Source organism: Legionella feeleii, from assembly GCF_001467625.1.
In the GTDB taxonomy this organism is placed as follows: Bacteria; Pseudomonadota; Gammaproteobacteria; order Legionellales; family Legionellaceae; genus Tatlockia; species Tatlockia feeleii.
Genome location: NZ_LNYB01000021.1, coordinates 55919 through 63074 on the forward strand (window position 1 = coordinate 55919; position 7156 = coordinate 63074).

Sequence of the window (7156 nt, forward strand, 5' to 3'; positions counted from 1 at the left end):
ATTTAATTGATATCCAACAGATTTGGTTTAAGTTTTGATTTTGGATAAGAGGCGAGCTCATTTTTATAAAATTGCAGGAGTTGTTTTAACATTTCTGGGGCAGGAGAAGTTTGGGCAAATGATGATTCCAGGCTATCAGTCCATTTATCATCGCTTAGACGTAAAATCACGGTAATATAATGGAAGTCATCGGGATATAAAGCAACAATCCAGTCATCGTCAAGAATTGCGTATAGCTTTAGTGCATCTAATATGGCCAGTTTATCTTTACGTATTTGCAATTGCCCATTTTCTGGATTAACTCTATACAATAATTTTCCTAATTTTCTGGCTTTTTCTCTTGAGACAATCTGATTAGGTAATTCACCGCTTTCCAGCATAAATACTCGGTTATCAGGAGGCGGTTCGTGGTGAGTAAGTGCATTGAGTAATGAAATGCCATCAAAATTTTTCTTTAAAGGCAAATTCAGGAAGGCATAGATTGTTGGGGCTATATCAATCAAAGCCACCCGCCTGTCTATTTTGCCGGGAACTGTTATTAACTGCCCCTGATTAAAAATTTTAAAACCCAGAAGACAAAAAAATTGTGCTGGGCTAAGTAAATCTGAACCGTGTCCTGCACTCATTTCTAAGGTTGTGGAGGTCTTGCGCTTGAAGTAATCGCTTAATTTGTTTTCTTGCTTACCTTGATAGTTTGCGAGAGTAAGAGGGCGTGATCCTGGTTCGTAGAGGGCTTCCCCATGATCGCTCAGAACAATGACCAAACTATTTTGTAACAGATCAGCCTGTTGCAATGCTGTCAAGAATTTACCAATTTGTTCATCTGCCTTATAAACGGCGTCTAGATATAACTGTCCTCGTTCTTGCACAGAGTATTCATTTTTTACTTGGGCAGGGGAAGAAGCTGCCCAGGCGTAGGGCCAGTGAGGCAGGGTAAAGTGCACTGCCATAAAAAGAGGTGTTTGTGGGTTATGCTGTTTTATGAATTGATGCAGGACTCTATCAAAAGTACTCGGGTAATAAGAAAAATGACTGGAACGGTTAAGATAATTATAAGGGAACAACCAGCGACTGATAGGAAGATTAATCAGTAAGTTACTTAAAGGAAAATCGTTAAAAGTGCCTAAGAGCACATCATTGACACCCAGTTTAGGCCCTATCACTTTTTCAAAACCAAAATCGTTACTGATACTGCTAAACCGTCTATCATCCGTGGCAAAAACGGTTTGATAACCCATGCTCTGCGCAGTCCAGACAATGCTTTCCTTGCTTTTTACAATGTCCGCTGGCATCAAATTATAACGGGCTTGGTGGTGCAGGGGATACATACCTGTCAGTATACTTGCCCAGGCCGAATAGGTACGCGCCAGAGGGCTAACAGTTTCTTTGAATACGATACTCTGTTGTATAAATTTATCGAGATTAGGTGTATTTTGAGCACTCACACGTTCAGGACTTAGTGAGTCAATACCAATCAGAAAGATATTCGGTGTGTTGGAAACAATCCTGTCATGCTTTATTTGATCTTTTTCATAACTAAGAAAAAATAGTGTGCTTAAGCAAACTAGAAAAATACAGCTGAAAACTACAGGACGACGATGCCAAGCTTGCCATAAAGTATTTAAAATCAACAGGCCCAGTATCAGCAACGATAGGTAAAAGGTAATTTTGAGTAAAAGTAGCGGTAACCCAGGTAAAAACAAACGACTGAAAGCGCTTAAAGGAAAGAAATAGCAATTAGCGGTCAGCAGGGCAGTTAGTGAGAGACAAAAAATAGTCATTTGCCAGCGTTCAAGCGCTTTTTTTGTGGGTAGATATTCTGCGATTCCCCAGAGCATGGCAGTTTGTATGAAAGTTAAGAGCACATAAAGCAGAATTTGAATGATAAGTGCTGTTGCCAGCTCGATATAAACAGTGATGGGCAAGGGAATTGCCTTTAGAAAACTGCCTCCCTGGGAAAGGATATAAGCGAATTGTAAAGCTAAAAAAACTAAATTGAATAAGGCGAAATTGGTACAGTAATCGCCTATACCCTCTCTTCTTTTCACGGCTGCGTGACTACGGTACTGTTTAGATGCCAATTATAAACGTAACCATTGATCGTATTGATATGCTTAAGTTGGCTCAGAAGTGGTTCTTTGGCAAATTGTTTAATATGATTGATCACATCACGTTTTGTGCCACCGAAGTCTTCATTAAACCAATCATAGATTTTAGATACAATTAGCTTACCTTCAATAACCTGTACGCCACGGAGTGAATTAATGTAGCCTCGGGCTGCGTCATTTAATTCTTGCTCTATTGTCGCACCATGATAGGCCTGTTTATTGAGATTGGCAGCGCCTATTGCAGCATTATTTATTGCATAGAGAGTTCTTGGATCATTCCAGATAGGGCGAATAATACGGTTTTGTATTTCATCAAGCGACAAAGGGGTATGATTGATCGTGATTAACTTGGCTCCCCAAGGACCGATACTAAATAAACCGGGGGAAATATTGATTTCTTCAATGCTTCCTACAGGATAGTAGTCAGCTACGATTTGGATAGTAAGGGCATTGTAGAGATTGAGCCAAAAAGCAAGTTGCTCATTCCGGTTATAGGCATCAATATCGATTTGAGCCATTTTTTCAATATAGGATTTTAGTAAATCGTAATCCGCTTCAGTGAGATTAGGATAATCAACCAGATTAATGCCTTCTTCGTTGGTAATAATTCGTTTACTCAAAAATGTTTGCCAATCGTCATGTGCAATTGTTTCTGTTGATAAAGGGTTATTGACTTCCCAAATTGGCCAAAGGTTTTTGTGGAAAGTTGCACTCATCCCGTTGTTCATCAAGAATAAGCAGACTAACAGGCTGAAAATTTGTGTAAACGACTTGATCTTAAACATTCACTCTGGCCCGATTTCTAAGTGCGCTACCAATGGTATTGCCGTCCAAAAACTCTAACTCGCCTCCAGAGGGGATCCCATGAGCTAATTGGCTCACCTGGACTGGGTGATCGCGCAGTAATTCGTGTATAAAATGAACGGTTGTCTGGCCTTCTATTGTGGGGCTTAAAGCAAGAATGACTTCTTTGATTTCTTCTTTAACAACCAATTCGCGCAATTTTGGTAACCCTATGTCATCTGGACCCATGCCATCAAGGGGAGAAATTCTTCCCATCAGTACATAGTAACTGCCAGTAAATGCATTGCTTTGTTCAACTGCGAGCACATCAGCAGGATTTTCTACTATGCAGAGTGTCTTCAGATCCCTTGCGGGGTTTTGACAGAGTTTACAAAAATCCTGTTCGGTATAATTATTACAACGCTTGCAATGATGAATAGTATGCATTGCTTGTTCTAAGCAGGAAGCAAGGTGCAAGCCGCGCTGGCGTTGATGTTGCAATAAATGAAACACCATGCGCTGCGCGGATTTCGGTCCAACTCCGGGCAGACAACGCAAAGCGTCCACTAGGCGGCTTAGTGTGTCCATTATCCCTCTTATTCCTTATCTTCTTCCTTCAGGAAGTCAGTAGGAATATTGAGTCCTGCAGTTAATTGACTAATTTTTTCTTTTGATGCTTTTTCTACTTTTCGCACTGCATCATTAATAGCTGCTGCAACTAAATCTTCCATCATTTCAACCTCTTCGTCCATTAATGAAGGATTGATTTTGACTTCAGTAACATCGTGACGGCCATTCATTTTGACTTTGATCATGCCACCACCTGCTTCACCATCAACGAGCAACTGACTCAGTTGTTGTTGAGCTTCTTGCATGCGTTGCTGCATTTTTTGGGCTTCTTTCATCAAGTTGCCAAGATTTTGATTAATATCCATCTCTATTCTCTCGCTAGTTAAATGTAATAATTATAATCCATCTTTACTGGGTTCAATAGAATTTTGAACTAATTCGGCCGAAAATTCCTGTTTCAACTGGTGAAGGAATGGGTCATTTTGCAGGGCTATTTCTGCTTCTTGTTGACGCAAGCCTTGAGCAATCTGTTTTTTCTGGGCCGGGGATGATTGTACAGCTTCACCAGTACTTAGTACAATTTTAATCGATTCCTTATAATAGGTACCTAAAGCCTGTTCTATACGACTTGTGACTGCAGGAGTAAATAAGGATTGGTGACCTCTAGCAACCCGAAGTGTTATTTCACGTCCAGATTTTGCTATTAGTTCAGCATTTTCAGCTGCATTGAGCGTTAGACCTGTCAACTTCAGTTGAGTTACTATCACACTCCAGTCGTCAGATATCGTTGAGATAGATTCTTGCACGGCAGGCTGCTGCAAGGGTGTAGGTGGTTCTGGTTCTATTGTGCTTGTATTGTTTGCTTCAATAATGACCGGCTCTGCCTGTTTATCTGGTTTAGTCAACGGCAGACTGGAATTTTCCTCCAGGACCAGGGGTTTTTTAGCGGCTACTTCATAGGCTAGTGGTGGTGTATCTGCTTTTCCCGCTGGCCGGAATGTCAGCATACGCAGCATGATCATTTCAAAACCAACGGCCAAGGTCGGCGCCAGATACATTTCTTCAGAGCCTTTAAGACCAATGTGATAAAATAGTTGGACATCTTCTGGGCTAAAATGCTTGGCTAATGCTTTGACTTCCAACTGGGTAGCAATGAGTGGATTTCCATCCGGCAAATTCTGTGTGACAGTGATTTGGTGGAGGTAATCCAATAAGGAGTCGAGCACATAGCGGAAATGTCCTCCTTCAACCGCAATTTGTCTGCTGATCTGAATAAGTTGTTGAGCGTCAAGTGCTGCCAGAGCATTTAAAAGTTGAATAGCATAGTCTTGTTGCGTATAGCCCAGGATTGATTTTACTACCTGTGTTTGTAAGCAATCATCACTACTGGCAATTGCTTGATCCAGTAGACTCAAGGCATCGCGCATGCTTCCTTTAGCGACCTTGGCTAAAAGCTCTATAGCTTCTATTTCAAATGATAGCTGTTCTTCATTGAGAATATGTTGCAAATGCTGACTAATCAATTCTGAGGGTAAATGCTTGAGACTAAACTGCAGGCAGCGCGAAAGTACTGTAACAGGTAATTTCTGTGGATCAGTAGTGGCTAATAGGAATTTTACATGGGCTGGTGGTTCTTCCAGCGTTTTTAACAACGCATTGAAACTATGTTGAGAGAGCATATGTACTTCATCAATCAAGTAGATTTTGAAGCGACCGCTAGTTGGCGAGTACTGGACATTTTCCAATAGTTCGCGCGTATCTTCCACCCGTGTTCTGGAGGCGCCGTCAATTTCGATTAAATCGATGAAACGACCTTGTTCAATTGCCAAGCAAGCATCACAGCGCAGACAGGGCTCAGCGCTAAGGCCTTGTTCGCAGTTGAGTGCTTTAGCTAAAAGGCGGGCAACACTGGTTTTACCAACACCGCGTGTACCAGTAAAAAGGTAAGCATGATGCAAACGCTGTTGATTAAGCGAATTGATCAAAGCCTTGTTAATATGTTCCTGGCCAACCAGTTGAGAAAAGGTTCGTGGTCGCCATTTACGCGCTAGTGCCAGATAGCTCATACGGGGTTTTCATTAGTTGGGCGGCGGCTCTAAGAGCCACACCCCGGCGCCCGCATCAATTGCTACCGCTGCTCCCTTCCGGGCCTGACGGGTTTCACAATCTATCGTCGCGAGGGGACCAATAGAGCCACCATCGTTGAATTGCGAAGATTAACAAAAAATAATAGGGATAGCCAGAGATACCATATACAAATCTTGGGAAATACTATTATGAATGTTAGTGATGAATGATTAAAGTATATATAATGACCACTCCATTAAAATGAAAGCCAAAAAAATATGCAGAAACCTACTCTTTTACCTTGGCTCAACTGGGGGACTACAACCAGTTTTGTGTTGTTTCAATTTTTTCTTCAAACAGCCTCTGGCCTAATGGCGGCCGGATGGCAGGGGGATTTTCAATTAACCACCACTGAAGTAGGTTCTTTATCAGCTGCCTTTTTTATTTCTTATGTAATTATGCAGATTCCGGTGGGATTTGCTTATGACCGCTTCGGGGCTCGTAAAATCTTAATTACCGCATCTATTCTATTATGTTCAGGAACGTTTGCTTTGGCCTTTAGCCAGGTCTATTGGCAAGCATTTGTTGCGCGAATGATCATGGGCATTGGTAGTGCTTTCGGGTTTGTCGGCATGCTCTACGTGACGGCCTCCTGGTTTTCAGGACGGCACTTTGCCTTGCTTGTGGGTATTTCAGAGACGTTAGCAATGATGGGAGTTGCTTTGGGCGAAGTGGGTATGGCATGGATTATTAGCCATTACGGCTGGCGTTTTACTATGATGATTGGTGGATGGTGCGCTCTTGGCGTTGCTCTCTTTGTTATTATTTTCGTCCGCGATCATGCAAGTCAATTGACTAAAGAGAATAAAGAAAGCGAGCAGAGCTTGTCGTTTGTTGCTGCCATTAAAGAAGTAATGGGTAACAAACAAATTTGGTTAGCCGGTTTTTATGGTTTTTCCATGTTCTCAATTATTAATGTTGTTGTAACGCTCTGGGGTGTTCCCTTTTTTCTTCATCAGCATCATCCCATTTCATTACATACTGCCGGGATAATGATGTCGATGGTGTTTATTGGTATCGGAATCGGTGGCCCTTTTAATGCGTGGCTTGTCCAACGTTGGAAAAAAAGACAGGTACTCATGAGCCTGTTTGCTCTTATGACGACTATTCTCTTTGGCATGATCTTGTATATGCCAGGTTTGCCTTTATGGAGTTTATCCATTCTATTAGGATTATTAGGGTTCTTCTCATCAACCTATATTCAAGTTTTTGCAGTGGTAAAAGATGCTGTCTCCGTGGGAGTGAGAGCAACAGCATTATCGACAACCAATATGCTATTGATGGCAAGCGCACCTCTCTTGCAACCTTTAGTTGGTAAGTTACTAGAACTAAATTGTAGTTTCCCGCAAGCTTTATCGGTGATTTTTCTCTTGCTTGTACTCACCGTTTTATTATCTTTTGGCCTGGATAAAAAATCTTAATCCGGATTAAAAAATAATTTTAGCAAAAAATGAAAAAAGTGTTTGACAAGGAAGTCTGGATGAGTAGAATACGCATCACGCCTTCGGGGCGGGTTCATTAAGAAGTGGAAGACAAACTGTGTGGGCGCTTCGAAGAATTGGAGTGCT

At 41.6% G+C, this 7156-nt stretch carries 6 protein-coding genes and 1 other RNA gene; 1 reads left to right on the forward strand and 6 read right to left on the reverse strand.

What is annotated here, in order from left to right; all coding sequences use genetic code 11:
• Positions 1 to 2 precede the first annotated feature (2 nt).
• From Lfee_RS03540 to ffs, 6 genes are all read right to left on the reverse strand, one after another.
• Entirely contained in the window at positions 3 to 2081 is a 2079-nt protein-coding gene (locus Lfee_RS03540) for a sulfatase-like hydrolase/transferase (protein WP_238584857.1), read from the reverse strand.
• Complete coding sequence (locus Lfee_RS03545; RefSeq protein ID WP_058443931.1) at positions 2045 to 2893, reverse strand: DUF547 domain-containing protein; 849 nt, start codon at positions 2891 to 2893, stop codon at positions 2045 to 2047. The genes Lfee_RS03540 and Lfee_RS03545 overlap by 37 nt, the downstream gene beginning before the upstream one ends.
• Positions 2886 to 3479, reverse strand: a complete 594-nt coding sequence (gene recR / locus Lfee_RS03550; RefSeq protein WP_058443933.1) for a recombination mediator RecR — start codon at positions 3477 to 3479, stop codon at positions 2886 to 2888. The genes Lfee_RS03545 and recR overlap by 8 nt, the downstream gene beginning before the upstream one ends.
• Before the next feature lie 8 nt (positions 3480 to 3487).
• Positions 3488 to 3826, reverse strand: coding sequence for a YbaB/EbfC family nucleoid-associated protein (locus Lfee_RS03555; protein ID WP_058443935.1), 339 nt, complete (start codon positions 3824 to 3826; stop codon positions 3488 to 3490).
• A gap of 30 nt (positions 3827 to 3856) precedes the next feature.
• A complete protein-coding gene (gene dnaX / locus Lfee_RS03560; RefSeq protein WP_058443937.1) occupies positions 3857 to 5527 on the reverse strand; it encodes a DNA polymerase III subunit gamma/tau in 1671 nt (556 codons plus the stop codon).
• A gap of 27 nt (positions 5528 to 5554) precedes the next feature.
• Positions 5555 to 5651: signal recognition particle sRNA small type (gene ffs, locus Lfee_RS16510), an RNA gene on the reverse strand.
• A 155-nt stretch (positions 5652 to 5806) separates the two neighbouring features.
• Here ffs and Lfee_RS03565 point away from each other — a divergent pair.
• On the forward strand, positions 5807 to 7009 hold the full coding sequence (locus Lfee_RS03565; RefSeq protein WP_058443939.1) for an MFS transporter: 1203 nt from the start codon (positions 5807 to 5809) through the stop codon (positions 7007 to 7009).
• Positions 7010 to 7156 lie beyond the last annotated feature (147 nt).